Annotated in this window: 19 protein-coding genes; 4 read left to right on the plus strand and 15 right to left on the minus strand. The window is 43.4% G+C overall.

The window, feature by feature from the left end; translation table 11 throughout:
- Position 1: 1 nt before the first annotated feature.
- From MHB71_RS09435 to MHB71_RS09465, 7 genes are all read right to left on the minus strand, one after another.
- Complete coding sequence (locus tag MHB71_RS09435; RefSeq protein ID WP_253508600.1) at positions 2-769, minus strand: MerR family transcriptional regulator; 768 nt, start codon at positions 767-769, stop codon at positions 2-4.
- Positions 770-910: 141 nt separating this feature from the next.
- On the minus strand, positions 911-1,888 hold the full coding sequence (locus MHB71_RS09440; RefSeq protein WP_340029397.1) for an alpha/beta hydrolase: 978 nt from the start codon (positions 1,886-1,888) through the stop codon (positions 911-913).
- Positions 1,889-2,051: 163 nt separating this feature from the next.
- Positions 2,052-3,350, minus strand: coding sequence for an NCS2 family permease (locus MHB71_RS09445; RefSeq protein WP_017688352.1), 1,299 nt, complete (start codon positions 3,348-3,350; stop codon positions 2,052-2,054).
- Positions 3,351-3,714: 364 nt separating this feature from the next.
- Positions 3,715-3,843 carry a DUF6254 family protein gene (locus tag MHB71_RS09450; RefSeq protein ID WP_219845137.1) on the minus strand — a complete coding sequence of 43 codons (129 nt, stop codon included), beginning with the start codon at positions 3,841-3,843 and terminating at the stop codon, positions 3,715-3,717.
- 135 nt (positions 3,844-3,978) lie between these two features.
- Complete coding sequence (locus tag MHB71_RS09455) at positions 3,979-8,436, minus strand: carbohydrate binding domain-containing protein (RefSeq protein ID WP_340029398.1); 4,458 nt, start codon at positions 8,434-8,436, stop codon at positions 3,979-3,981.
- Between the two features lie 43 nt (positions 8,437-8,479).
- Positions 8,480-9,358: a carbohydrate ABC transporter permease gene (locus tag MHB71_RS09460; RefSeq protein ID WP_017688354.1), complete on the minus strand. Its 879-nt coding sequence runs from the start codon at positions 9,356-9,358 to the stop codon at positions 8,480-8,482.
- Positions 9,359-9,373: 15 nt separating this feature from the next.
- Positions 9,374-10,258 (minus strand): ABC transporter permease subunit, encoded by an 885-nt coding sequence (locus tag MHB71_RS09465; protein WP_100527900.1) that lies wholly within the window; start codon positions 10,256-10,258, stop codon positions 9,374-9,376.
- A 212-nt stretch (positions 10,259-10,470) separates the two neighbouring features.
- On the opposite strand from MHB71_RS09465, the gene MHB71_RS09470 reads away from it, so the two are divergent.
- Together MHB71_RS09470 and MHB71_RS09475 are read left to right on the plus strand one after the other, a co-directional pair.
- Positions 10,471-12,180, plus strand: a complete 1,710-nt coding sequence (locus MHB71_RS09470; RefSeq protein ID WP_340029399.1) for a sensor histidine kinase — start codon at positions 10,471-10,473, stop codon at positions 12,178-12,180.
- Between the two features lie 11 nt (positions 12,181-12,191).
- Positions 12,192-13,832, plus strand: a complete 1,641-nt coding sequence (locus MHB71_RS09475; RefSeq protein WP_340029400.1) for a response regulator — start codon at positions 12,192-12,194, stop codon at positions 13,830-13,832.
- A 156-nt stretch (positions 13,833-13,988) separates the two neighbouring features.
- Here the strand turns inward: MHB71_RS09475 and MHB71_RS09480 are convergent, their stop codons facing one another.
- The 6 genes from MHB71_RS09480 to MHB71_RS09505 all read right to left on the minus strand — a co-directional run bounded on the left by MHB71_RS09480 (position 13,989) and on the right by MHB71_RS09505 (position 21,400).
- Positions 13,989-15,674: an extracellular solute-binding protein gene (locus MHB71_RS09480; RefSeq protein ID WP_340029401.1), complete on the minus strand. Its 1,686-nt coding sequence runs from the start codon at positions 15,672-15,674 to the stop codon at positions 13,989-13,991.
- Between the two features lie 188 nt (positions 15,675-15,862).
- Complete coding sequence (locus MHB71_RS09485; RefSeq protein WP_017688359.1) at positions 15,863-16,576, minus strand: glycoside hydrolase family 16 protein; 714 nt, start codon at positions 16,574-16,576, stop codon at positions 15,863-15,865.
- A gap of 312 nt (positions 16,577-16,888) precedes the next feature.
- Entirely contained in the window at positions 16,889-17,593 is a 705-nt protein-coding gene (locus MHB71_RS09490; protein ID WP_340029402.1) for an ankyrin repeat domain-containing protein, read from the minus strand.
- Positions 17,594-17,603: 10 nt separating this feature from the next.
- Entirely contained in the window at positions 17,604-19,112 is a 1,509-nt protein-coding gene (locus tag MHB71_RS09495; RefSeq protein WP_340029403.1) for an S-layer homology domain-containing protein, read from the minus strand.
- 119 nt (positions 19,113-19,231) lie between these two features.
- A complete protein-coding gene (locus MHB71_RS09500; RefSeq protein ID WP_047843050.1) occupies positions 19,232-19,924 on the minus strand; it encodes a response regulator transcription factor in 693 nt (230 codons plus the stop codon).
- A gap of 6 nt (positions 19,925-19,930) precedes the next feature.
- Positions 19,931-21,400, minus strand: coding sequence for a HAMP domain-containing sensor histidine kinase (locus MHB71_RS09505; protein ID WP_340029404.1), 1,470 nt, complete (start codon positions 21,398-21,400; stop codon positions 19,931-19,933).
- A gap of 203 nt (positions 21,401-21,603) precedes the next feature.
- Here MHB71_RS09505 and MHB71_RS09510 point away from each other — a divergent pair, with 203 nt between their 5' ends.
- Together MHB71_RS09510 and MHB71_RS09515 are read left to right on the plus strand one after the other, a co-directional pair.
- Complete coding sequence (locus MHB71_RS09510) at positions 21,604-22,431, plus strand: AraC family transcriptional regulator (protein WP_340029405.1); 828 nt, start codon at positions 21,604-21,606, stop codon at positions 22,429-22,431.
- A gap of 79 nt (positions 22,432-22,510) precedes the next feature.
- Complete coding sequence (locus MHB71_RS09515; RefSeq protein WP_074095159.1) at positions 22,511-22,849, plus strand: cupin domain-containing protein; 339 nt, start codon at positions 22,511-22,513, stop codon at positions 22,847-22,849.
- 145 nt (positions 22,850-22,994) lie between these two features.
- Here MHB71_RS09515 and MHB71_RS09520 read toward each other — a convergent pair whose 3' ends face one another.
- Together MHB71_RS09520 and MHB71_RS09525 are read right to left on the minus strand one after the other, a co-directional pair.
- Entirely contained in the window at positions 22,995-24,131 is a 1,137-nt protein-coding gene (locus MHB71_RS09520) for a choline esterase (RefSeq protein WP_340029406.1), read from the minus strand.
- Positions 24,128-24,787 (minus strand): TetR/AcrR family transcriptional regulator, encoded by a 660-nt coding sequence (locus MHB71_RS09525; RefSeq protein ID WP_340029407.1) that lies wholly within the window; start codon positions 24,785-24,787, stop codon positions 24,128-24,130. The genes MHB71_RS09520 and MHB71_RS09525 overlap by 4 nt, the downstream gene beginning before the upstream one ends.
- Positions 24,788-24,928 lie beyond the last annotated feature (141 nt).

Raw genomic sequence — 24,928 nt, forward strand, 5'->3', positions numbered from 1 at the left:
CCTAATCGATCATTTGTAACAACAGCTCATAATGAAGCTTTTCTGGTGTGAATAAAGATAAATAAGATTTTTCTACCATAATAAGTGGACCGTGATAGGGATAGCCCTGATCTTCTGCGTAAGCATAGAATTCGTTGATATGTTCTTTGAGTTCAGCTTCAATGTGTACATATACATGACGAGAAAGGTATTTTCCTCTAGGCAAAACTAAATCGTTCGCTCCCTCCTTTTGTGTATAAATTCCTACGGTGTCCGTCTCATCGTACGCATAATGGATGTCGGCTTCAAATAAATTGGGAATGTTTTCTTTAAGTTGGATCAGTTGCCTTGCTTGCAAGTACTCTTGCGCTTCCATATGGAACCACAGGGATAAGTGAATCTCCTCACGAGTATCAATATAATAAGTCACTTGATCCTCATCACGTGGAATATGATCTTTCTCCTGCAGCAACTTGCTGATAAGGTGCTTTGTTTGCTGAAGCTGAGTGATGGCTGCTTCCGTGTCTGCTAACGCTTGGCGAAATAATGATGTGATTTGAACGGTTGTCAGGTTACTCAAACATTCCTTGATCATTTGAACAGACAGTCCCATTTTGCGAAGCAATAAAATATGAGATAGACGGTAAATTTCATCTACCCCATACATCCTGTATTGGTTTTCTGCTATATAAGCAGGGTGTAACACCCCTTTTTCTTCGAAGTATCGAATTTGATGTACAGAGACTTTCATCAGCTTTGCCAGCTCACTAATCGTAATTTCATCACTCAACCAATTCACCACCTTTGCTGTTTTTCATATTACAAGCATAAACCTTAGGTCTGACCTAAGGTCAAGTCTTTATTTTAGCCTCTCCTGATAACAAAAAACCACGGCACCAGATTCGGTACCGCAGTTTATTAATCAATCATCCTATTGGATTTGTTTCATGTAAGATTTGAATTCCTCGGCAATTTCTTTGTATTTCGTATGATGCAGGTAATGTGAACCTTCCATTGGGATCATTTTGCCCTGCGCGGATTGTTTGGCATGTGCTTCATGTAACGGAATCCACTGCGGGTTTTTCTCGTTATTGGATTGAACAAAGAGAAGCACTGGCAGATCACTAGGATACGTGAGTTTTTCTCCATTTTTGAAATTGGAACCCAGATGTTTAAGCTCATTTACTAATGTCGGATTTGTCGAGACTTGATTCGAAATCAACTTCATCTGTTCTTTGGTATGTTCATCATAGTCAAGTGATGCATATGAATCACCACTCACTTTATTGAGTACTCTCATTAAGCCTGATTTTTGAAAGAATTTCATTAGGTTCAAAGGTAATTTAACATCCATGCCAGGTTGATTCGGAACACTGCTATCGATCCCGACAAAAGCAGAGACTTCATCCGGATACGTGTTCACATAAGTCGCCGCGTACAGACCCGTGATGGAATGCCCCATCAGAATATAACGATCTATACCGAGTTGCTGTACAGCTTCATGAATTTCACTAACAATATTCTCGGTGGTTCTCTCCGTTTCGGTTTGGTCACTTAACCCATAACCGAAAGGCTCAATCGCCACAACTTTGTAATCGGAAGTTAATTCATCGATTAACAATTTGAAATCAAGTACTGGTGACGGTGTTCCTTGTCCGGGAAGTAACACGATGGTTTGTTCACCGCTACCTTGAATGGATACATTCATATTCTTCCCATCAACATTGACATATTGGCCGTACGATTCGATTTTCTTTTTCTCGGACCCATTACTTATCGTATGAACGACAAACGTGATGCCCATGAACAGCACCAGCGCGCCAACAATACCACCTATTATTTTCAACCATAAGTACCGTTTTTTACGGCCCTTAGTCCCCGTTGTTGTTACATCCACTTCTTCTGCCATTTCCATCTTCTCCTGTCGTTTATATCTGTAGAGCCGCTCTTGCGACATAGGTATAGTGTAACCATGGAAGATGTCCCCTTCGTGACGGGAATATGAACGGAGTATGAACTACAAAAAAAGAGAGCTGCTTGTTGAGAGCAGTTCTCCATAGGATAAGACAGTTTTAGTGGTCCAGGAACACAAGCTGAATGAAGAACAATACCGCAAAAATGTAGAAGATTGGATGAACATCTTTACCTTTTCCACGAAGCAGCTTGAGTACCGGATAAAAGATGAAACCTACGCCGATACCTGTTGCAATACTATGCGTCAATGGAGTAAGAATGATAATCAGGAAGGCAGGAAATGCTTCTTCGAGATCATCCCATTTGATTTTGCTGATAACGTTAATCATAAAGTATCCAACAATGATCAGTGCCGGAGAAGTGATCGCCGGGATGCTTGATATTACACTTACGATCGGTGTGAAGAACAAGGTCAGCGCAAGCAGCACACTTACCGTTACCGCTGTCAGTCCCGTTCTTCCTCCTGCAGCTACCCCTGTGCTGGATTCGATGTAAGCCGATGTTGGACTTGTTCCGAGCAATGCACCTGAGGTTGTTCCTACGGCATCTGCCAATAATGCGCCACGCGAGCGTGGGAATTTACCATCCTTAAGCAATCCTGCTTGTTCAGCAACGCCGAGCATCGTGCCTGTCGTATCAAACAGCGTGATCAACAAGAAGGTAAATATGATTGTATATAAACCATTCGAGAATACCCCTGCCAGATCCAGTTGCAAAGCCGTTGACGCGAGGCCTTGCGGCATGGATACAATCGATTCCGGCATTTGGAATAGTCCCATGATCCAGGCAAGTATCGCTGTTACCACCATTCCGATGAACAGGTAACCTTTCACATTATAAGCCATCAGCACAACGGTAATAATCAATCCGATAATGGTCAGATAAGCCATTGGCTCAGCCAAGTTTCCGATCGTAATCAAATTCGATTCTGAATCGGCAATAATCCCGGCATTTTGCAAACCTACCGTTGTAATAAACAATCCGATCCCTGCGGTTATGGCATGTTTTAAGCTAGCAGGAATTGCATCTAGCAACATGTAACGGAATGAAGTCAGTGATAAAATAATAAACAAAATCCCTGCTATAAATACGGCTCCCAGTGCAACCTGCCAAGATACGCCATACCCGGCAACTACGCTATAGGCAAAGAATGCATTCAGGCCCATACCCGGCGCAATGACGATTGGATAATTGGACCATATTCCCATAATCAGAGTTCCCACAATACTTGCCAGTACCGTTGCTATGAATACTCCGTTAAAGTCCATGCCTGTGCTGCTGAGTATTCCTGGGTTTACGATAACTATGTATACCATTGTGAAAAATGTTGTAACCCCTGCGATAATTTCTGTGGGGATGGTCGTGCCTCGTTCTTTAAGTTTGAACCATTTGTCCATGGTAAAGCCAGCCTCCAACTTTCAAATTATACTCCAAAGCTAAAAACAAAAAATCCTAATCTTCATATAGGATTGTAATATTCGCGCTCCTATATTCGTTGTTAGGATTTAAAGATTCAACAGCTAAGCTCTAAACTAAACATAAAGATACTCATATCTGTTTTCAACCTGAAGTCCATTTCGTATTCTAATTAAAATTACATGCAATGTCAATGAATTAACGATTTGTTCACAGTTATTTACGAACTATACAGACATTATATCTTGTGTTCATTCGTTTTTAGAATAGAGTATGTACGTATCGCTCAATGTCTGCAATATATGAAGAAAAGACTGCCAGCAATGTTTACTGACAGTCTCTTGCTTAATTCGTAGTAGGTTTCTCTTCATATTCGCTGGATAATTCTTTAAGCGATTTGATTTTGCCATGGGGATGCTGTTCTTGCTTTCGTGACTTCCAGGCAGCTTCTTTTCTTTTCTTCTGGTCAGCCATACAAGATATCCTCCTCTGGAAACTGAGATGTATACTACTTCTTTATGATGTCATTTCTGGACAACTTTATTCTGCATGCATAGGTAATAAGAGAATTAGGCAAGCATATAAGACAATATATAGAGAATTCAGAAGTTAATTGGCAGGACCCAAATTAATCAAGCTGACCTCGGATAATGAGACGGTTGTGTTGCCATCTTGCTCACCATCAATGTTACCCAGATCAAATGAAATTCGAGTATTCGCATAGCTGTCTTCTGTTGCATCAAATGTAAACGTGAACTCCTGTTCTTCTGGGGTCAAATCAACTCGTGCCCCAAAGAACCCATGCCATTCATAGTTGGCAGCTGCATCGACCCATCCAATCCCCAAACCCAATTTCCTGGACTTCTCCGCTTTGGCTTTAAACGTTAATTTATATTTAAAACCTTGCTGTATGCCAAATCCTTCATTGATGACTTGACGATCCCATGGATGCTGGCCTGCATGACCAATCTTGGCTTGAAGCTGTTGATTGCTAACTTGCATCTCAAGGTCCGCTGCATTACCGTCCGCATGGGTAAACCAACCTTCCTTACCTTTGGAGAAGTCTCCATTAGGAATAAGATTAACATGAGCAGGCTGCCCTCCTTGATCTGCATTCGGATTAACTTCATATAATTGGACGTTATTGATGTGAATCGAGTGTTCACCTGTAGAGAGCGGATATCCTAATCCAAATGCAAGCATGGCTGCCGAATCGGAGGTATCCCCCATAGTGAAGGTGTAAGTATACGACTTTTGATCCGCAGTTAATTCCACTTCTTCTTCAAAATACTTCACAAAATCGCCTGCATTCTGAGAGAGAACCGCTTGCATGGATTTAGGACTTGAAGCAGATGCCTCGAAGGTAAGTCGGTACGTTTTGTTTGCATCCAGTTTGATCTGACCTTGTTGCAACAAAGCATCCCACCAATGTTCACTTGTACCAGGCAGTTTAACCGTTAATCCTTCGCCCTCGTCATGAGAGGCTGTCAGATCATTAGGAGTTAGCTCCCAATGATTCAGATCAGCTGTTAGCTCACTGTTCTGAATTTTGTTTTGTGAAATATCCACCCAACGTGTATTATAATCTGCTCCTTCAAAATTCACATAATAGGGTTTGCCTGCTGTCAAGTTGACCCCTGGAAAATACACCGTTTGATATGCTTGCCATCCACCCGTGTCTCCGAGACTCAGGTCTGATTGTGCAACGGTTGTACCTTGTTCATCCTGAATGCTGAACTGAACCTTGGAATCACTTTTTCCACTGGCCATTCGGGCAGACAGAACATATACTCCGTCGTGAGCTACATCGATTTTATATTGCAGCAGATCTCCCTGATCCATGTAACTGACATGTTTTCCTCCTTCTACGGAGTCCTCCAGTTGTAAGCCCTGCATCATCCAGGCTTCGGTTGCAGGAACATGTGCGTAGCCATTCACTGACAGAGGTTTGCCGCGTTTCGTCAGACGAACATTGTCCACATATACCTTACCTTTAGAACTGCCGAATAACAGTTTTAGCTCGGATTGTGCGATTGATGCTCCATCTCCAATGATGATTTCTCCGGTGAATGTTTTCATTTCTTGGTTCAAGGAGAGGTTTTGTCCTTGATGAACCTGTACCGTATGCCCATTACTGCTGACAACATCAATGTCGATACTTCGCTGTGTGTCTGCCTTGGCATCTAAGGAGAAACCATACGTTGTATTCGCTTCCAGTTTCAAATCCGGTTGGTTCACCGAAACTTGTTGTGGGTCATTATTCGTTTGAGTAACATCAACAACCAGCTGACGCTCCATAATTGGGAATTTCGAAAAGTTATTTACACTTATATTGGCTGCCGCACTGTCCTGAATGCTGCTTGACCAGAATCCCAGACGCTCCTTGCCTTGATCGAATGTGCCATTGTAAATAAAGTTGCCATCAGGTAGCGCGTTTCGTTCGACAGTTAACGGATCAGCTTCACCCACCTCGATCAGCCTGACATTGGCAAACCAAACGGTTGTATCATCCAACCCCAGATTAAATTCGAATCTGGCATTGTTATCCGTGCCATCCCGCATATTGAAGGTATAGTCATAGGATTGCCAATCTGTCGTGAGTGCAAAGGTGTTATCACCCGAATAATTCGTCCAGCTTTTTTCGAATTGGTTCAGTTTGGACATGATTGTGCGGTTAGCAGATGCTTTCGCATCAAATTGTATCTTGTACTTTTTGTTTTTCTTGATGTACATCGGCATCTGAGTGAGTTGAACCGAGTAGTTTTCAGTACCCGATGCATCAATGGTAACTTCTGCTGCTTTCCCTTTCTGCTCATCCGTTACAACTTTGACACTGCCAGCTCCATCAGCATTTGTGATGAATTTCCACTGAAGAGGCACTCCATTGTCTTCAGACCCTTCCGCAAAACGATCATTGTATATTTGATTGCCATCGGTTTGTGGGTCACGCTGTTGCGCAGGCTCGATGGGATTTGTTGTTACATCAGGCCATGTGTCTAGATTTTTGTAAGAATATACTCGCACAAAGTCAACATTCATCTTTTCGGAAGTGAAGTTGCTTTCAGGTGCCCCCGGCCAGTCTCCTCCAACTGCCAGATTCAGAATCAGATAGAATGGACGATCAAATGGTGCAGGGAACGTATAATACTCGGGTTGGCCGGCGGCCTTCGTTTGCCAGTTGGTCACTTCATGATGCAGCTTTCCATCCACATAGAAACGAATCATACCCGGCAACCATTCCACCTGGAAATCGTGATAATCGTCAGCGAAAGTTTCTCCCTTCGGAAGAGTAAGGCTTCCCTGATCATGTCCATGGGAACCGTCAGGCTTCACACTGTCATAATGCAATGTGCTATATACCTTGTTATTACTCTCTTTGCCACCAATTAGCTCCATAATATCGATTTCTCCAGAGGCAGGCCATCCACCATAATGTGCTTCATCTGTTGGCATCATCCATATGGCAGGCCACATGCCTTTATCAATAGGAAGCTTCGCACGTACAACTACTTTACCGTAGGTCCAGTCGCCTTTTCCCATGGAGATCAGTTTGCCAGAGCTGTAATCTTTACCGTTTTTCGGCCCCTTTTTTGCTTCAATCTGCAACACGCTTCGATTCTGATCTTTTGTAATGCGAGTGTTATCCGGGCTGTAATATTGCATTTCATTGTTATAAACGAGTCCTGTATCCTGCACGGTCCATTTGGAAGAATCAATCGCAGGCCCGTTAAACTCATCGTTCCAGACCAGCTCCCATTGATCATGCGGAATTGTTGTTGCTGGAACCGGTTTTTCGCCCGCCGGATTGCTTGGTGTTGATGGTGTAGACGGTGATTGTCCGTCTGGAGAAGATGGTGTGGGTATGCTTGTCACATTTGTTGAACCATCAGGCTGCGATGAAACAGGTTGTTGGGCTTCACCCACCATGGATGTGCGCAATCCTTGTTTTACTTTCTCTCCGTTGATCACAACATCATCGGCATCTACACTCAATTTTTGGATCGTACCTTTGGTATCCATTCGAGTCTGACTCGCTTCTGCATGAATATTCATGGAATCAATCAGGCTGTTTGAAGAGATCTCCAGAATGGATCTCTGCATTACATGCATCTCCTGAATGTTACTTTCTTCCGTAATGGCAACTCTGACGGGTTCCCCACGTTTGTCAACGACTACTCGATTCAGCTTGGAGTTGTTAATGTTGATGGAATGGCTGCCTCCGCCTTTAATGATGACACTTCCTGTAACCGTTACGCCCTGAAGAACAACAGATCCCTCGCCAATGCCTTCTGCCAGCAGCAGATTTCCATTAACAACCATATTTTTCAACGTGACATCCGTTGATTTAATAATCAAGTTGCCATCTACTCGGGACTCATATATACCAGGAGCACTTTTCACATCTGCAATCATCGCCGACAACATTGTTGCCGTCTCCGCTCGTGTAATCGGGGCTTTGGGATTTAATTTACCTTGGAAACCTTTAAGAATATTTTCGTTCACCAGATAGGTAAGCGCTTTCTTTGCATAAATAGAAATATCATCTGCATCCTCAAATTTCAATTGTTCACTATCTTCATTTGTAGCCGCTGAAAGTTGAAAAGCTCGATCTACCATAGCCGCTGCATCTTGGCGTGTAATCGGTTGTTGTGGTGACAGATGTTCACGGTCTGTCCCTTCGATGATGCCAGAACCATTCGCTCGTACCATCACGTCATAGTACCAATCGTCTGAAGTCATATCCGCATATGAACCAGTCGCCACATTACCGGTGAAACCAAAGGCCCGATCCAGAATCATGACGAATTCAGCTCGGCTAATGACCTGACTGGGCTTGAACGTACCGTCCGTATAACCTTTCAATAAATTCAAGTCTTGCAAACGTGTAACTGCAGATTGTGACCAATGCCCCGTCAGGTCTGTATAGGGAACAGAGAAGTGCAGGCTTTTCGCCTGCACATTTCCCACCTCCGCTTGACCCTGTACACTTTCTGCTCCAGCAGTTGCTGGATAAACGAGAGAAGCCATTAAACTCCATGCCACCATACATGCCAGTCCTTTTCTCATCCTTCTTCCTCCCTCAGCTCAGTTATCCTTGCATTTGCATAGCCTATTCCTTAACTGCTCCAATAACGATCCCCTTAACGAAGAAACGTTGTAAAAACGGGTATACCATCAGGATCGGAAGCGCGCCGATAAAGATCTGTGCTGCGCGTACGGTTCGCTGCGAGATATTCTCCAACATGGAAGGATCGACGTTGATTTTGCTGAGATCTTGCTGAACAATAATGGTCTGTAATAGAGAAGCAAGTGGATAATTTTTAATATCAGACATATAGATCATGCCGTCGAACCAGGAGTTCCACTGATACACCATCGTAAATAAGGACAAGGTTGCGATAGCTGGAAGTGAAAGCGGTACGTAGACCAGAATCAACGTTTTGATATGACCTGCTCCATCCAAATAAGCTGCTTCCTCAAGTTCTTTGGGCAGACCGCGGAAGAAGTTCATCATGAGAATAACGTTCCACACGGACAGTGCGCCAGGCAGAATAAGCGCCCAGATTGTATTCATCAAGCCAAGCTTCTGGATCAGAATGTAACTTGGAATCAAACCGCCGCTGAACAAAATGGTAAATACGAAAAACCACGTATATAAGGAGCGACCTTTAAAACTGATATCTTCCTTCGACAACGGAAATGCGGTTAAGAGCATGATGACCATACCGATGATCGTCGCAATTACAGTTCTCTTAAGTGACACGATCAAGGAGTTGATGAAGTTTGAATTCCCGAATGTTTTTACATATGCGTCGGTTGTGAACCCGATGGGCCAGAAGGTAACCAGGTTTGATGATGCTGGCGCCATACTGCTGAATGAAACAGCCAATATATGAATAATTGGTAAAATGCAGAGTATCGATAATATCCCAAGAAAAGTATAGTTAGCGATGCTGAATATGCGGTATCCTTTTGTTTTATAATACAAGCCCTTTTCTCCTCTCTAGAAAACTCGATAATTAGCTAGTTTGTAAGCCATTCTGTAAGATATAACTATCAAAATGGTAGCAACCACAGATTTGAACAACCCTACTGCTGTGGCAAAACTCATCTTCCCGTTCAGAATCCCGAGTCGATATACAAAGGTGTCAATGATGTCGCCTTTGTCATACACAAGCGGATTGTACAAGTTGAACACCTGATCAAAACCGGCGTTCAGGATATTGCCGATAGAGAGTGTCATCAGTACGATTGTAATCGGCATTAATGCCGGAATCGTAATGTGCAGCGTCTGTTTAAATCGGTTGGCCCCATCCACCTCGGCAGCCTCGTAGAGCGCAGGATTAATTCCTGAGAGAGAAGCCAGAAATACGATCGTACCAAAACCAAATTCTTTCCACACATCACTGAGGATCAGCGTTATCCGGAACCATGTACCGTCTCCCAGGAAGAAGATCGGTTCTCCTCCAAAGGCTACGACAAGCTGGTTGACCATGCCGCCCTGAGGAGACAGGATATCGAGCAGAATACCACCGAGAATAACCCATGATAGGAAATGCGGTAGATACACAAGCGTTTGACTTACTCTCTTGAATGCCGTCAAGCGTACTTCATTGAGCAAAATGGCAAACAGGAATGGAGCGAATAGTCCTGCGATGATTTTGAAAAATGCAATGACCAGCGTATTCCAGATCACCTGACCTACGTCCGGATATAAGAATAAATATCGGAAATTGTCCCAACCCACCCATTTGGATTCAGAAAATCCCAAGTATGGTTTGAAATCCTGAAAAGCAATTACAATGCCGCCCATCGGTATGTACTGAAACACCAGTGCCAGCAATACAGCTGGAATGAGCATCATATGCAAGGTCCAGTTCCGTTGCATATTCCAGCGCTGTTTAACCCTGGTGGAGCGCCGTTTATGCGGCGTTTCTAACGTATGTTCCTTCACTCCTGCATCCCCCATGTTCTAAATTTTGTATTTTACAAGTCATCGTGAACTTGTATATTAAAATTATAGCAATGGAAATTTGTGATCTATATCCTAATATTGCAACAACGATATCAATATTTTAATAAGATTAAGGAGGTTGGACTTTGTTCACACGCTTGAATGTCTTTACCAAAATTACACTGTTGTTTGTGATGCTGCTTATTCTGGTGCTGTTTCTCTATACATACTCGAACAGGGAAAGCGTGCGTGTTATCGAACACGAGATTCAGAACAATACGATGAATCATCTCTCGACATTTGCTGATTCAGTAGAATCCAATATTTACCAACTGTCATTGTATGGGATGTCTATTGGGCAAGATTCGAGTATTCAGGAATATCAACGTCCCGACTATAAGGACATTCCCTATGAACGTGTGAAAGTTGGAAGCGCCATTCTGGAGAAAATGAATCTGTACAACGCAGCAAGCAAATGGCATTCGACCATCACACTATACTTCCCAAGGATGCAAAAAGTGATATCAACGGATTATTATGCTTACATTCCGTACAGGGATGATGAATTTAAGGAGCCTCTCTCGCAATCCTGGACCTATGCCGACAATCAGTTTATCTGGTACACTACCGATCCAACGACAGCGATGGCGAGACCTGGCAAAGCCAGATTGATTACCAAAATCAGTTTTCCAGTTCATCACTTAACTGCACTTCTTAATCAAAACAAGTTAAATAATAAAGGTGACCCGTTCATGTTCCATCCCGATTATGGATTAATTAGCAATAGTTCTGGAAAGGAAACCTTGAACGCAATCCTGCCTTCCCTGAAAGAAGCAAAACTGCAGGCCAGCGGTGGATTCAGTACAACGTTGAACAAAACGGAATATTACGTCTCTTATATTCAATCCAAGAGCCTCGGCTGGTATTATGTTGACTATGTGCCTATGCAGCAAATTTTGAAACCGATTACGAGCAGCCGGAATCTTTTTTACGCTTCAATTGCCGTTCTGATCGTGATGAGCGTTGTTGTATTATATACACTCTACCGAAGTGTGCAGCTTCCACTCTTACAGTTGGTGAAAGGGACAAATCGCTTGTCCACCGGGGACTTTTCCGTCCGGCTTCATCATTCTGCACGCAATGAGTTCAGCCTGTTATTTGCACGTTTCAACATCATGGCTCAACGAATTCAAGAACTAATCGAGAATGTATATGAGGAGAAATTAAGAAGTCGGGAAGCCACGCTCAAACAGTTGCAATCGCAGATTAATCCGCATTTTCTATATAACTGTCTGTTCTATATCAAGAACATGGCCCGAATGAAAAATGAAAAGGCCGTAGTAGCCATGGCACTGAATCTGGGAGAGTATTACCGATACATAACCAGGTCCGAAAAGGATCAAGCCACGCTTCGTGAAGAGCTGACAATGGTCAAAAATTATTTGGAAATCCAGTCACTTCGTCTGGAACGAATGCATTTTACAATCGACGTGCCCCATGATATTTTAGATAAAACAGTTCCCAGACTAACCCTCCAGCCTATTATTGAGAACGCTATTATTCATGGTCTGGAGCCCAAATCGGTAGATGGTGAGATTAGAATTTATGCGGACTGCGAGGGTGATGTATACACGATTATCGTGGAGGACAGCGGGCTTGGTATGTCTGAGAAACAGCTTGATCATCTGAGGGATAATCTGCTTAAACCGCTGGATGAGAATATGGGATGTGGTACATGGAATGTCCATCAGCGTTTATCTTTTCTGTACGGTGAAGGATCTGGACTATCTTATGATCATTCTTCAATGGGTGGGATTAAAGTTAACATCACGTGGCACGACAATACAGACAAGTAGGTGAACGACCCATGCTGCAAATATTATTAGTTGACGATGAACGTTCCGTCGTGGAAACGCTGGCAGAGACCATTCCGTGGGAAAGCTGCGGGATCGGTACAGTTCATGAAGCATTATCCGGTTCAGTAGCGCTGGAAATTATGGACAACCACGACATTGACATTGTAATTACGGATATACGTATGCCCGAAATGTCAGGCATTGCACTGATTACAGCGATTCATGAAAAGTGGCCTCATGTGCAGACGATTCTGTTATCAGGTCACGCCGACTTTGAATATGCGAAACAGGCCATTGCGCAGGAAAGCTTTGATTACTTACTGAAACCCGTTAGTGATGAAGATCTGATCGAATCCGTGCAACGTCTTGTTCATCGAATTAAAGAAAAGTGGGAAACCGCAGCATCTCATCAAAGAGCCTTACACGCCTTTCAGGATCATCTGCCATTGCTTCAATCCACGATGCTGCATGAGTTGCTGACTGGAAAAGTCTATGATCAGAAGACGCTGGCAGACAAGCTTGATCTGCTGGAGCTTCCCTACTCCGTAGGAGAAGATCTCGGCATGTTGATTATCCGTATGGAGAAACATCTATCCGATATGGCGCACGGCGACCTGGCCCTAATGGAATATGCGATATGTAATATCATAAGTGAAGTGATGCATAATCATTTTCATATCTGGCATACACGTGACGTGCACGATTACATTGTTGTTCTGGTAAGCATGAAACATTCCACAACGATGAGTTATAGCAGGAGCGAGACGCCTCAGACATTGCTTGAGCAGTATGCTGCCCAGATTCAAACCAATGTTCAGTTATACTTGAAAGGTGCTATCTCCATTTCCGTCTCCAGTTGGGGCAAGTTTCCCCACGAAATTGGAGAACTCTATGAGCGAACGGTTATGTCCATGCGTAAACGGATGGGTCAGGTGCAAGGTTTGTTTGTCACCGCTTCCGATGAAACGGATGCCAACCCTTTACATACGATCAGGTCGCTGTATCAGCCACCAACGTTGATTAGCTTGCTCGAAGCTGGTCGCTTTGAGGATGTGGAACAGAAAATTGAGCACATTTTTGAGGAACTGCTGCATTCCAATGAACATCATGATATTGCTGAGTCAACCTTTGAGGTGTATTTTGCTATAGCGGGCGCGTTTGCGTACATCATTCATAAAAATGGCAAACAAATCTCTTCTTTGATTCCAGCAGAGTCCTATCGTTACTTTCAAGCTCCCAGCTATTCCACTGCGCAGCAGCTACAGGACTGGTCCGTCCGTACACTTCATTACATACGAGATGATGCTGAACAAGAGCTTAGAGACAATCACAGCACCATTGTGCGCAGCGTCAAAAGTTTTGTCGACCTTCATCTGGCTGGTGATGTATCACTGCCTGCAATTGCTGACCATGTGCATCTGCATCCAGTGTACTTGTCCAAGGTATACAAGGCGGAGACAGGTGAAGCACTTACTGCCTATGTGTATCGGTTAAGAATGGAGAAAGCAGCCTATCATTTGCGAACATCAACTGCCAAAGTGTTTGAGATTGCAGAACTTGTCGGTTACAACAATACCGCGTATTTCATTCGAGTTTTCAAGAAATTTTATGATCTTACACCGCAGGAATATCGGGAAAATCTGCCGGTTTAAGAGAGTACACAGACCAGACTTGACGTTCTAGTAATCTCTCCGGTTTGCCCTTCTCCATATCAAATACAAAAAGGCATTGCCGGAGATTTTCTCCTGCAATGCCTTTTTGGTGCTTATGTGGCCGGGATGAATCATTTCAGCCAGCCCTTTGTCATCCTATTTTCCGCTTTTCACGGAATCATACCACTCGTTAACTTCTTTCGTAATCTGATCTCCGCCTGAAGACTTCCACTTCTCAACAAATGAGTCGAACGCGTCCACAGAGGTTTTGCCATATACAATTTGAGAGAAGGTATCCTTCTCCATCTTTGTCAAAATGTCATTGTTCATCTGCATCGTCATTGAAGGTGCACTGGTAAACATTTGATTGAACACGATATCTTTTTGATCCAAAACAATCTTGGCTGCATCAAGCATAGGTACTGGTACACCTGATTTGATTTTCTTCTCAAACGGTGTAGTTGCTTCTTCACCGCTTGCCAGCTTGGCAAGTGTTGTCATGCTTAGATTTGGTATTCTCGCTCCATCAAAAGTCAACGTGTACTTCTCGGGAGCATACCCCCCCGTAAGACTTGCATCGGTTGATGGTTTCCCATCTACCATAACCCAATCGTATCCTTCGGCAAATCCATGCTCGAACTCATCGCCCTCTTTAGGATTTGCATAGTGATCAAAGAGATAGTTCTGATAGGTGAAAAAGGCTTCCGGATTTTTCATGTCTTTGTTAATCAGAACTACGCCGTTTCCGTTTGACGTACCGTGTCTTCCTGCTTGACCGTTTGGACCAGAAGGAATTGGATACGCCTTGTATTCAGCCTCCGGATTGTTTTTCTTCACATCCTCCAGCGGCCAGGATGGCATCCAGTGAGGACCAACCACAATACCTGCTTTTCCGGCAGTAAATTCTTCAGCTGCTTTTGTCTCGTCATACACGCCGGCTTCTTCCGGGATATACCCTTTGCTCATCCAGCTCTGTAATTTGGCCAAAGCCTGCTTTGCACCAGGTGTAACGGAACCGTATTCAAGTTTTCCATCTGCCGTCAGATTCCATTGGTTTGGCATTGTACCATAAGCGCCAAATACCCACCCAGCTTCAGACATCCATGTGTTCAGCCAGTTCTTGAAGCCAATGGTGAGTCCGTAAGTGTCCTGCTTCCCATTGCCATCCGGATCTTGATTCGTAAACGTTTCCATAATGACTTCAAGATCATCTATAGTTTTAGGTGCTTCAAGATTGAATTTCTTCATCCAGTCTTCACGGATCCACATGACAGGATCACCATTATAGGAATAGTCCAGAATCGGAATACCGATCTTTTTGCCATCTTGCATGTATGGATACCATACGGAAGGATCTTCGTTTACGGCTGCTTTCCATGTGTCGCTGGCATATTTGTCAAACAACTCGCCCGCATCGACAAATTTTCCGGACTCAATCAATTCACGCACCAGATTGAATTCGCCGCGATACGAAATAATGTCCGGCATGTCCGCATTGGAAGCAAGCGATAGACGCAGTTTTGTCTCAAATGCATTATTGGTGGATGGAGATATCCACTGGTTTTTCAACTCAATTCCGAGTTTCTCCTTGGCCCATTTTGTATGGACGTTGTTATCCTGATCCTCGCCTGACTTAAACTTCACGTCTGGACCCCATGGTCGTAAATACGTAATGGATACTGGTGGATCATACTTCCCATTTTTGAGCTCCAACGTTGTCGCTGGTGTACTTGATTCAGTTTTCTTTTCGTTCCCGTTACTACACCCACTCAAGGCTGCAGATAGGGCCAATACTCCGATCATGACCAAACTGCCTACTCGTCTCTTTTTACTTGTGTCCAACTTCGTTCCCCCAGTCTATGTAATGTTGCTTACAGGTTAATCATAATGAATTTTTGATATTTATGCCCATACTAATATTGCAACATTTATTGCATTAATTTAGGATATTGGATATTGAATACATATATTGAATAAATACAATACCAGAATATAGAAAAAAGCAGCCACTAACGGCTGCTTCAGTCTGCTTAATTACTCGTATATTTGACCCAATCGTACTCTGCATAGAGCGGATTGGCCCCGTTGTAAGGACCGAGCCAGCTATCTACTCCTGTTCCATTCCACAGGTTCATCATGATTTTTCCGGGTGTTTTAGGAATATTGCTGGTTGCCGTATGTTTCAATACACCATCAACATACCATTTGATATGTCCCGGCTGCCAGTCAAATGCGTAAGTATGGAAGCCCTGGGATGCATCAAACCCTAGATTGATAATCTTCTCATGATTACCAACTCCATTGGTATAATAATTAAACTGAACTTTGGTTGTGTCTTTTCCTAAAAATTCGATATCAATCTCATCCCATTGGGTGCCATGTGCAGGGCCTGTGTATGTGAAAAATGAGGAAACTACACCTGTGTTCTTGGCAGGTTTCATACTGACTTCATACAAGCCGTACCCATACGTATTCGTGGAACGATACTCTCCGCAATCAAACTTGTTCTGTGCAGAGCTGGTCAAACCAAGCTTAAGCTTGCCGTCACTTGTAAAATTAACATTGTTAGCCCTCCACGTACAGTTAAACATGTTCCCATTGGAATACCCATCCGCTTTTTGCCACGTACTTGCGTTAAAATAGGTTAGAGGTTCCCAGAACACATAACCCGCGAAAGCGCTTACCGAAAAAAACAAAGAGATGACACCAGTTACCGCCAAAGTATACCAAGACTTCCTCTTCATCATACACCTCCATGAATGATTCCAACATGTATAATCAGCGCAATAATAGATAGCGCTTACATGGTTGGTATTTCCATTTTATCCGGAAGCATGGTGGTAAACTATAGCAAACTTTAAAGCAGAGATATTCAATTTTTAAGATCTTCGTTCTTGTATCTAATCATGTTATGTTAAGACTACGCCAGTTTCATACACGTAAGATGGATTGAATGAAGCGCCTGCCCTTCAGCATAGAAGGAATCAGGCGCTCCATGAAAACCATTTTTACATATATCTCAACATGTTTGTTTCTTTATTCACCCTAAAAGGGTTCTATTTCGCACCAGCTCGTACCAAAATGTCTTCAATTTCTTTAAAACCATTATTCTTCGCATGACTGAGTGGTGACACCCCATCACGGTCCGATATGTTTACGTCTGCTCCGTGGTCAATGAGTAATTGTATCGTCTCCTGCTGCCGAGCATTGCCATCGTTAAGAATGATCGCTTCGAGTAGTGCTGTCCATCCCAATTGATTCACATGGTCCACATCCACCGAAGTTTGAGTGAGTAGTTCTTGCACTACATCCACATATCCATGCTCCGAAGCTGGAATAAGTGCTGTACCTCCATATCGATTTGTTATCGCTGGGTCCGCTCCCGCCTCGATTGTCAGCTTCAAAATATGCAAGTATCCTTCAGCACCAGCATACAGAAACGGGGTATTTTTCATATCGTCCTGTATATTCACATCTGCCCCCGCTTCAATTAACACTTTAGCCGATGTTAGATCATTATTGTAAGTTGCAATCATGGTAGCGGTTCGTCCACTCTGATCTTGAGCATTGATGTTGGCACCTGCTTGAATCATTTGTTCGATGCGTTCAGTATCGCTGTCCTCTACTGCCTTGAACAGCTGTTCATCTGCTGAAGTCATGGCCTTTTCCTCCACGTTAGAGTCGTTTCTCATTTCAGGCACGCAACCTTGAACGATCAACATACTGCTTATCAGGACAACGATAATCAGCGTTTTACTCATACTGCCTCCTTTACTCCAGTGTCAAGGTGACCGAAGAAGCGATACTCCAATCCCCAACTGGGTTTATTGTATACGTAGTACCCGGAGTCAACTTTCCATCATTTGTTAGGTCGAATACACCCGTCGCACCTTTTCGACTTGAATATTTATAAGTGGCCGTCAGAACATCCCCGCTAGGTGAAGTTAACGTTACACTTCGACCAGAGAACAGTTCATCCCCAGGGTCCTGGTCAAGTGTAACTTCAATGGAGGTTTCGCTCACTGCTTGAGCACTTGCAACCACTAGTGGATCAAACGATTTCGCCGTAAATGAAGCATTTTCGATGTTGGCCCAATCCGAAGAAACCGTATATGTGACACCTGATTTCAGCGTTTGTCCCTCAGGCAAACGGAACTTCGGTTCTTGTTTGCCATCTGTGGATTGCGTGAACGGAACATATCTGGCAACGATAGGCTCGCCACCTTCTGGCGTAATTACAACTTGTCTTGCCTGCATGGAAGAGATGATCTGATACGTTTTGCCTCCTGCTTGCTCTTGATCATTCAGCACGAATGCATTAGCTCCTCGACCACCACTGTAAGCCGAAATGATGTAACCATAATCCACGACACTGTTCACTTGCAATGCTTCAATCTCGAATGTATCATTCGTTACTTGACTAACCGTTGTCATGTTTATTTTCGTACCACTGCCTTCAAAGGAACCAGCGTCTTGGCCTTTGTAAGTCAGGTTGTACACTTCACTAGCATCTTGTACGGACGTTGGAACGATGTAAGTCGCGATTGACCCTGTTTTCAAACGGGGCATATTGGTTAACGTCAACCGGCCACTAAACGCAAAGTCCGTTTGTGCCTTGGCAAAAGCTTCATTCGCTGCTGTCAGCGGTTTGTCAAAAGTTACAATTAACGTAATGGCATTCAGTGATCTAACGCTCTTGATTTGAGCTTGCTCCGAAGGAATAGCTTGGTGTGCAGTTTGCAACAGCACTGCTGTTTCGCCGCGCGTTGCTGTACCGTTCTCGGAGTAGAACTCGCTCATCCAATGGTGAACGGACTTTACATCACGTTGCATCGCTTTGGATACGACCTGTTCGAGTTCAGCATCCGACACTTGAGTTTGCGGATTGAATTGTCCATCATTCGTTTGCATGATGCCGAGTTCAACAAGCTTTGACGCATATGGCGCATACCACGCATTCGGATTCACATCCGTCAATTCTACGGTTTCTCCTGTCTTGCTCTCCAAATTAAACGTTTTGAAAACCAATGAAGCTAACTCTGCACGGGTAATTGCTCGATGCTCACCCATAGATTGATCTGCATATCCGTTCATGATCCCCAAGCTATTCAGATCCTTGATAGCAGCTTCAATCTGTTGTTGGGTAAGCTGTGTGGTTGTTGCCGCAATGTTAGTAACGTATGTAGCTGCATGTACTTGATTCGCAGTTAACGGGAACACTGCTGTACCTAATGCAGTTATGGTTAGAAATGTAGCGATTTTGCGGGTTGTAGAATTCATAGTTGAATTCCTCCTCTATAGGTTGTAGTTGCCTGTATCTATAGAATAGAGGACAAAAAGAAACTCCCAAGGTTAAAGTTATTAACAAAATATAAACTGGCTCTAAATTTTCACGAAACTTATGCAGTAAATCGATAGCCTGCACCCCAGACGGTTTCAATATACTCCGGATTTTTGGGGTCTGTCTCCAGCTTGCCGCGCAGTTTGCGAATATGGACAGTAACCGTTGCAATGTCTCCGGTGGAATCCATGCCCCAGATCCGCTCGAACAGATCGGATTTGCTGAATACACGGTTGGGATGACTCGCAAGAAATACAAGTAACTCGAATTCCTTGGTTGTAATCGCCACCTCTTCTCCATTAACAAAAACGCGGCGTGATCCTTTGTCAATGTGAAGTCCGCGAATGTGGATTTCATCCTGCTCAGCTGGTTTGTTTTTGCCAAGTAGTCTCTCGTATCGGGTCAAATGAGCCTTTGCTCGTGCAACCAGCTCACTTGGGCTGAACGGTTTTGTAATAAAGTCATCCACTCCCAGATTAAATGTCCGGATCTTATCGATTTCTTCCTTTTTTGCGGAAACGACAAGGATGGGCACCTCTTTTACCTCGCGAATACGCCTGCAACATTCGAAGCCGTCGAGTCCCGGAAGCATCAGATCAACAATGATCAGATTATAGTCCCCCTCCAGTGCCTGCTTCAGACCTTCATCTCCAGTATGGCAGAGATCCACGGAAAATCCGTTGAGCTCAAAATAATCCCGTTCCAGTTCCGCAATCGTTGTTTCATCTTCAATGATCAAAATGTTTGCCATTACTCATTAATCCCTCTCTTCATTCAGCCGTTTCAGTTTGATATATATACTCGTGCCATCATTGGGCTGGCTTTCAGCCCAGATGAAGCCCCCATGTCCATCAATGATTTGGCGGGCAATCGCTAGCCCGAGCCCACTTCCGCCCGTTGAGGAATTCCGGGATTGTTCTGCACGATAGAAGCGTTCAAATATATAAGGCAGTGCCTCTTCAGGTATTCCCCTGCCATTATCTTTAAAGCCCATCGTAATCCATTTCTCATCAGCTTGAAGTGTAATCTCGAATCGTTTGTGTTCATTCTCCATGTATTTGAGTGCATTATCCACCACATTGACAACGGTACGTTTTAACTTCTCCGGATCCACAGCAGCCATGGCGGGACCAGACACCTGGTTATTCCACGCTAAGACAACACCTTTATCCTCCAGATCATATCTCAGCTCTTCGATGCTATCTTCAAGGAAATCAGCGAGATCAACTGTTTTGAACAGGAAAGGCTCTTGGTTCAAGTCGAGCTTGGAATACAAAAACAGTTCATCCACCAGCTTATCCATGCTAACTGCTTTGGAGTGAATGATATTAACGTAACTCTCCATTTTCTCTGGAGTATTAGCCACTCCGTCACGAATACCCTCAATGTACCCTTTGATATTGGTAATCGGCGTACGGAGATCATGCGAAATGTTGGAGATGAGTTCTTTGCGGTTCACTTCGTCCTGCTGACGTAACGCATAGGAGAGCTGTAATTGATTCCGCATGCTTTCAAACGCTTCGCTGAGTTGACCAACCTCGTCATTGGAGTTTAGCTGAAGTTCAAAGGATAGATTGCCATCCTTGATATGTTCGGCTGAACTTCGTAGTTGATTCAAGGGTTTAATGAAGCTGCGCGTGATCCAGCGGAACAAGAGCAGGTTTGCAATGATGAGGACACCAATAAGCAGGAATGACATCACAGGCAGTAACTTGCGAGTAAGCTCCGCAAAGGGGCTTCTCTCACGGATGACAAAGATACTCCCCCGTTCCCCATCTGAATATTGAAAATCAAATTTTGCATACGCGTAAAATCGCTCACCAATATTGAAGGTGCTCCGAATCTGATAATTGTTAAGATCATAGGCAGGCAGTGCTTGCTTCAGTTCTGGCTGGTTGAAGGTCAGCGATTCGAAGATCTGACTATTCTCTCGTCTGATGTAGAGCCCTGACTTCTCAGCTCGAAGCTTCATATCATATTCACGTAGCAAAACCTTGTTCTGCAGGTCATCAGGGTCATTTTTGGCCAGAAACTTCATCTCTTGAAAGATCGATTCTCCCTGCTCAGTCAGGGGGTTGATCTGATAATGTACCTTGTAAATATCGCGGAAACTCTGTAGATCCCCTGTAGCCGCAATCGTATACAGACTTGCCGTAAGCAGGATGAACAGTAGACTTATAACAAGCATGCCCGTGAAGGACAATAGCATTTTTATTCGAATTGACATGGGTTCCCCTTCTCTAGCAAACAATTGGATTAGTTAGTGCACATGTTAACACAAGATGGATTCTATTGCCCATATGTAAAAAAGAGCTTTCTTTTTCATTATATATGTTGACAGTGATAATCGTTATCAATAATGTTGGAGTAAGGTGCACAACGATTTATCTTAGAATGACCGGCAAACACTTTTGAAATGAGGTACGTAATGTGAAAGTAGACGTTAATCAGTTAGCAGCGCATTTTGCACACATTCCTTTTCAAGTCGAAGGAGTATATCGATATGCTAGAAATCCAGGGGTTCCCCAGGCTGACTATACCGATTCTTTTCCTGGATTTGTATTTCCTCTTACAGGAAAAATACAATTTCAATTTGATGGTACACCCTATATTTTTTCACCAGGAAAAGTTGTACATGGGGGCGCGAAAATGAAACTGGATCAAACCGTGTTTCATAGAACGGACTGGGAATATATCCTCGTTTTATACCGGATATGTAGTTCGGACCTCGAAGAGACAAGCTTTTCCCATCAGCATTTTGAATTATCAACGGGTCAGTCTCCACGTCTGATCGAATTAATCACGCGTCTTTGGCATGTGTATAACCAGCGTGGAGGTATTTCAAAGTTTCAGACCGAGATGCTGTTTCGCGATGTACTGAATGAGACTTTAATATGTGTTGATCATAAGCAAAACAGTTGTGAAACAGATGTTTTATTCGAACGGGTCTCTACCTATATCCAAGAATACTATGATCAAAATCTGACTGTCGCATCGCTTGCAGAACAAAATAACGTTAATCGAAATCGACTTTCCTACGTGTTTAGAAGACATGCAGGTATGGGTCCAGCAGAATATGTATTGAAATATCGTATAAACATGGCACAGCAAATGTTATTGGCAAGTGATGCGTCTGTACAACAGATTGCCGAAACCGTTGGCATTGCTGACCCCTTTTATTTTAGCAGAGTGTTTAAGAAACAATATGGTATTTCTCCTACGGAGTATCGTCTGAAGTTCATCAATAATCCATCCTGATTTCAATAGGCATCCATGTTATACAAAAGCTTAGATCAGTATACTGAACATATAGGATTAATACACAGGAGGAATGACGATGCACTATCAAGCAATTAAATTAAATGAGGAATTTTCGAAATTAAACGATCTTTGGTCTCCGAAACTCATTGGTGAAATGAATGACTATCAATTTAAGATCGTTAAGATTGCTGGAGATTTTGAGTGGCATGTTCATGAGGAGACTGACAAGTTATTTTTTGTGCTCGAAGGGGAAATGATAATTGATTTTCGTGATGGGCAAGTGAAGATTTCCAAGGGCGAGATGTATATTGTGCCTAAGGGAGTCGAGATCAAACCTTCCGCCGAAAAGGAATGTCATATCATGTTGATGGAGCCTGGAAGCGAAGTAAACACTGGCGGGACTAAGGCCGAATAAGCGTCAGTTATTGGAACCAGGATGTCAATTTGCAATATCAGAGAGCCGATAACCGCGTAATAGGGGTTATCGGCTCTGCGTCTGTACGGCTAGCTCTTTGACATGCATTAATTGACATATATTAATCAGTAGTCTCTCGGTTATGTCACTTGTTGCTGGTCTTCCTGATCAATTCCACACCATCGTATGCCAGACTTTCCACACTTACTGCCTTCTGTTGTATGTAATGATCAAAAAAGTTCTTCGCATAGTCTGTAACAATATTTCGCATCTCCATAACATCCCGTTCACCTCTGAGTTCCTCATTAACACTGGTAAACACGATGTCACAGTAATCCAAATGTGCAACACGATCAACTGAGAAATAATAGGTTTCCATGCTATTGTTAGCGCCAATAATCGCATTCATATTATAGTTAGGTTCACAAAACAGGAACAAGAAGGGTTTCTTAATATCGCTGTCAAGAAGTCCAAACGCACCGCTATCCAAACCAATCCCGCAGGCGAATCGGTCGTCATCCCGGCAAACCATCGCCGTCGTAGGCCCTCCATAAGAATGTCCGACTATACCCATGCCGATGTCAAGCAACAATCTGCCCTTAAAGATGGAATTCAGCTCTCCAGAGTCCAGTTTGTAAAGATAATCGGCTACATACCTCACATCTTCTGCCTGTGATTCACTATACTCTGTTATGTTGGAAAGTATCGGCAGTGCAAGCACGTTACGGCACATCTCAATGGCAGTTTCATCGTCAGGCCGCATCTCCATCTTACCAGCCAACGCCAGCATCTCCGGATCTTCACCAAACGCTGTAATGACATCCGAAAAATCCTTGGATACATTAAACAGGCGCCCATCTTTACGTTTATACATCGTGCTATTCTGATGGCCGATGCTTACCACAACATACCCCATGCTTGCCAAGTCTGTACAGAGCACTGTCCCCCATTCTGGAGAACCGCCCCCGCCGCAAACATAGAATAACACTGGATAGCGCTTTTCCTTCCCGGAAAGAGCAAGGTCGTCGTAACACTGGGTCTTGATATCTATAGAGAAAACATCCTTCAACGCAGTGACAAGTGGCTGCTCATGAAACATCTCGTAGACTTCAGGAAACATGTACGTTGATGTAGTCTTACCTTCGCTACTGTCGGACGGATAGTACACAAAAGCGGTCAGTTCTCTTTTGGAGTAATCTGATGCCGTGTACTCAAAATCCATCTGGGTTCGACCGACAGTATAGGCGCCAATTGGTTCTGGAAATACGTCATAGGTTTTCATTTTCTTTCCCCCTTGAGATCGCTAACCATTTCAGAATATTTATGATCTTCAAGCAGCCCATGGCCCATAAATTCAGCAAAGTACTTGCTGATCTTATGTTGCAGCTCAGAGTCCTTAATATCGAATTCCCGAAAGAACAAGATTAAATTAAGTTGCATTGACTCAAACATAAAAGAAATCAGGTCGTCGTCAACATCCGGTCGGAGATATCCATCAACCCTCATTCGGCGTAAAATGTCCTTGATCATGGGGAATGACTCGCCCTTTAACACATTCACATATACTTTCAGCAAAATGTCCTCAGGAATATATGAAAATGTTTTAGTCAGTTTGATTTCCAACTCATTCAGTGGCTCGGTCACCATGCCACTAACGTTACCAAATAAGCCAGTAAGGAAATAGCTGTAAAGGGAATCTTCATTACTGTTACTAAAATATGCAGCTCTTTTCTGGGTCACATTACGTATTAAGTGACAATAAAGGTCATCTTTGTCTTCAAAATACCGATAAAATGTTCCGGGGTGCATGGACAAACTATCCAAAACCATCTTCATAGTTATATCCTCGTAGAGATTATCAACAAAAAGATGCATAGCGCTATTCGATATTTCCTCACGCCTTGCTTCGTCTAAACGAAAGAAAGTATTTTTTGGCATAGATTACTCCTTAATATGAAGTGTGAACTGATTCACACTATACCGATAATACATTCACAAGTCAATTCGTATTAAAATAGAGTGTTCACTTCATTCTCGCTATCATTCGGGCTGACCGGGAACAGCTTGAAACAGGAATTT

Origin of the sequence: Paenibacillus sp. FSL H7-0940 (assembly GCF_037979415.1) — a bacterium.
In the GTDB taxonomy this organism is placed as follows: Bacteria; Bacillota; Bacilli; order Paenibacillales; family Paenibacillaceae; genus Paenibacillus; species Paenibacillus amylolyticus.

Excerpts from the sequence above, each read along its gene's own strand:
- MHB71_RS09440 (WP_340029397.1), bottom strand. The coding sequence starts at position 1,888 with ATGGCAGAAGAAGTGGATGTAACAACAACGGGGACTAAGGGCCGTAAA.
- MHB71_RS09445 (WP_017688352.1), bottom strand. The coding sequence starts at position 3,350 with ATGGACAAATGGTTCAAACTTAAAGAACGAGGCACGACCATCCCCACA.
- MHB71_RS09450 (WP_219845137.1), bottom strand. The coding sequence starts at position 3,843 with ATGGCTGACCAGAAGAAAAGAAAAGAAGCTGCCTGGAAGTCACGAAAG.
- MHB71_RS09455 (WP_340029398.1), bottom strand. The coding sequence starts at position 8,436 with ATGAGAAAAGGACTGGCATGTATGGTGGCATGGAGTTTAATGGCTTCT.
- MHB71_RS09465 (WP_100527900.1), bottom strand. The coding sequence starts at position 10,258 with ATGCAACGGAACTGGACCTTGCATATGATGCTCATTCCAGCTGTATTG.
- MHB71_RS09475 (WP_340029400.1), top strand. The coding sequence starts at position 12,192 with ATGCTGCAAATATTATTAGTTGACGATGAACGTTCCGTCGTGGAAACG.
- MHB71_RS09485 (WP_017688359.1), bottom strand. The coding sequence starts at position 16,576 with ATGAAGAGGAAGTCTTGGTATACTTTGGCGGTAACTGGTGTCATCTCT.
- MHB71_RS09490 (WP_340029402.1), bottom strand. The coding sequence starts at position 17,593 with ATGAGTAAAACGCTGATTATCGTTGTCCTGATAAGCAGTATGTTGATC.
- MHB71_RS09495 (WP_340029403.1), bottom strand. The coding sequence starts at position 19,112 with ATGAATTCTACAACCCGCAAAATCGCTACATTTCTAACCATAACTGCA.
- MHB71_RS09500 (WP_047843050.1), bottom strand. The coding sequence starts at position 19,924 with ATGGCAAACATTTTGATCATTGAAGATGAAACAACGATTGCGGAACTG.
- MHB71_RS09505 (WP_340029404.1), bottom strand. The coding sequence starts at position 21,400 with ATGTCAATTCGAATAAAAATGCTATTGTCCTTCACGGGCATGCTTGTT.
- MHB71_RS09515 (WP_074095159.1), top strand. The coding sequence starts at position 22,511 with ATGCACTATCAAGCAATTAAATTAAATGAGGAATTTTCGAAATTAAAC.
- MHB71_RS09520 (WP_340029406.1), bottom strand. The coding sequence starts at position 24,131 with ATGAAAACCTATGACGTATTTCCAGAACCAATTGGCGCCTATACTGTC.
- MHB71_RS09525 (WP_340029407.1), bottom strand. The coding sequence starts at position 24,787 with ATGCCAAAAAATACTTTCTTTCGTTTAGACGAAGCAAGGCGTGAGGAA.